General features: G+C 76.6%; 2 protein-coding genes. One reads left to right on the top strand and one right to left on the bottom strand.

Features of this window, described 5'->3' with window-relative positions:
- Window positions 1-249: 249 nt before the first annotated feature.
- A partial coding sequence (locus AOK09_RS20660; protein ID WP_217698459.1) for a right-handed parallel beta-helix repeat-containing protein occupies window positions 250-1,830 on the top strand: 1,581 nt, incomplete at its 5' end.
- Between the two features lie 83 nt (window positions 1,831-1,913).
- Here the strand turns inward: AOK09_RS20660 and AOK09_RS20655 are convergent.
- Window positions 1,914-2,786 (bottom strand): sirohydrochlorin chelatase, encoded by an 873-nt coding sequence (locus AOK09_RS20655; protein ID WP_107101400.1) that lies wholly within the window; start codon window positions 2,784-2,786, stop codon window positions 1,914-1,916.
- Window positions 2,787-2,788: the final 2 nt, after the last annotated feature.

The following is a 2,788-nucleotide window of genomic DNA, read 5'->3' as shown; positions in this document are numbered from 1 at the left end:
GCCGCCGGGCCGGGACGCCGCTGGTCGGACCCCGCCGGATGGGGCGGCCGGGTGCCGGGCCCGAGCGACACGGTGCACATCCGGGACGCGGTCCTGCTGGACACCGACGCCTCGGTCGCCGGGCTGACCGTGGACTCCGGCGGCTCCCTGACCGCCGACCCCGGCCGCACCCTCACCCTCACCGCCACCGGGAGCGTCGTCGTCAAGGGCACCCTGACGCTGGCCCCCGCCGACGCCGCCACCGTGCNNGGCGGTATGGGCGTCGTCCCGCAGGACACCGGACTGTGGGTCACCGGCGACGGCCGGCTGGTGCTGGACGGCGCCGCCAGGACCGCCTGGGTCCGCGCCGCCGGGCCGCTGCACGCCGGGGACCGGTCCCTCACCCTCACCACCGCGCCCCTGGGGTGGCGGGCCGGCGACGAGATCGCGGTGACCCCCACCGCGCGGCCCACCGAGGACGACTTCTCCACCGGCTACGACCTGCTGACGGTACGGTCCGTCAGCGGACGCACCGTCACCCTGGACCGTCCGCCGGCCCGCTCCCACCCCGAGGTCGCCCTGGGCGGGGGCACCACCGTGGGCGCCGAGGTCCTCAACCTCTCCCGCAACGTCCGCATCGAGGGCACCCCCGGCGGCCGGGCCCACATCCACATCACCAGCTCCCGCCGCCAGGACGTCCGGCACGCGGCGCTGCGCTGGCTCGGACCCCGCACCCGCACCGGCGAGACCTGGACCTCCCCCCAGGGCGCCGCACCGGTCACCGCACCCGTGCTCGGCCGCTACGCGCTGCACTTCCACATGCTGGGGGACGCCTCCCGAGGCACCACCGTGGAGGGAGTGGTGGTCCGGGACGCGGGCAACCACGCCTTCGTACCGCACGGCAGCCACGGCATCACCTTCCGCAGCTGCATCAGCCACGACACCTGGGAGGACGCCTACTGGTGGGACGGCGCCCCCGACACCCGCACCCCGCAGGGCCCCTCCCACGACATCCGCTACGAGTCCTGTGTGGCGTCCCGGACCCGGCGGGAGCCCGAGTTCCGGGCCTACCGGCTGACCGGGTTCAGCCTGGGCGCGGGACACGGCAGCAGCGCGGTGGACTGCGTGGCGGTCGGGGTGCAGGGAGCCGAGGGCGCGTCGGGCTACGAGTGGCCGGAGGGCGGCGAGGGGGTCTGGACGTTCCAGCGCTGCGTGGCCCACAACAATCTGCAGGACGGCGTCTTCGTCTGGCTCAACACCTCACGCCACCATGTGATCGAGGACTTCGTCGCCTACCACAACGGCGGCTGGGGCATCGAGCACGGCGCCTACCTCAACGACTTCACCTACCGCAGCAGTGTGCTGCACGGCAACGCGGGCGGCGGCATCGCGGTCCACTCGCTCGGCCGGGGCCGGGGCACCGTCTTCGACGGCATCCTGGTGGACGCCGCCGGGCTGTCCGACTTCGCCGTCGCCACCGCACGCCACCAGCTCGACGGCGACCCGGTCACCCTCAGCCGGTGCCGCTTCGGCGGTTACCGCAGGGCAGGGGTGGCCTTCCGGGCGACCCGCGACGGTGCGCCCGACAACATCGAGGTGCTGGACTGCGCCTTCGACGGCAACCAGCTGTGGCTGGACCCGCAGGCCCCCGCCCCGCGCAGCATCGTCTTCCGGGAGGCCGGCGCCGCCACGGCCCTGGACGTCCTGCCCGCCGGCTCGGGCGGCCGGGGTGTCCCGGCGTGGAACGCCGCCACCCGCCCGGCGCAGCTCGCCGCGTCCGTCCGCGCTCCGCTGGTCCCGCGCGTCAGGCCGGCCGCCGCAGCCGCCCCCACCGCGCGGCTGGGAGGCTGAGGCCGCGCTTCCGGGCGGCCCGCAGAACGCCGCAGGGGCGGTGGTGCACGGACACGCCGTGCACCACCGCCCCTGCGAGCGGGTCAGACCGCCGGAACCGGCCGTCCGGGCTGCTCCTGGGCCACGCCCAGGGTCGCCAGATAGGTGGAGACGATCAGCCTGCCGATCGCCGGGTAGGCGCCGAGCGGCTCCGCCGCCGGGCAGCCCGCCTCCTCGGCCACCGTGCGGACCAGCTCGGCGTCGATCTCCGGGCCGATCACGAACGGCGCCAGCGCGGGCCGGGACGCGCCCGTCTCCCGCAGGTGCTCGGCGGCCGCGGCGACCGAACCGGGAACGTCCAGCGCGGCTGCGACCACCGGCACGGCCAGCCGCGCGGCCAGCAGCACCCCGGTGATCCCGGCCGCCTGGGCGGCCTCCTCACCGCCGACCGCGGCCAGTACCACGCCGTCGGCCGCGGTGGCCACGCTGAACAGCCGGGCGCGGTCGGCACGGGCCAGCCCCGCCTCCGACAGCCGCACATGCACCGCCTCGGCCAGCAGCGGGTGGGGGCCCAGGGACTCCGTCACCACGGCGCCGGTGGTGGCCGCGATCTCACGGAGGGCCGCGAGGGACTCCTCGTTGGGTCCGGGCAGCAGCGGCACCACCACGGGGGCGGGCAGGCCCGCCTCCGCGGCACGGGCCAGCAGCTGGGGCACGGTGGCGCCGTCGGCGTCATCCGCAGCCGCGACATACCCGGCGGTCACATCGATGCCCGGCTGTTCGCCGCGCACGATGGAGACGATCTCGTCGGCGAGCCGCCGTACCTCTTCCTCAGCGGCGGCAGGCACGGCGAGCAGCAGCGCCGGCGCGCCCTCGGGTATCTCGGGGCGCTCGGGGCGGCGGTGGCGCCCCCGGGCGGGGGAGCCGGGGGGAGTACGGACGGGCAGCGGGGTGCCCGGGGTGGCGGCAGAGCTCATGG

Origin of the sequence: Peterkaempfera griseoplana (assembly GCF_001418575.1) — a bacterium.
Taxonomy (GTDB): Bacteria; Actinomycetota; Actinomycetes; order Streptomycetales; family Streptomycetaceae; genus Peterkaempfera; species Peterkaempfera griseoplana.
The sequence above is the reverse complement of the archived record's forward strand: the minus strand, read 5'-3'. Positions and strand labels throughout refer to the sequence as shown.

Excerpts from the sequence above, each read along its gene's own strand:
- AOK09_RS20655 (WP_107101400.1), bottom strand. The coding sequence starts at position 2,786 with ATGAGCTCTGCCGCCACCCCGGGCACCCCGCTGCCCGTCCGTACTCCC.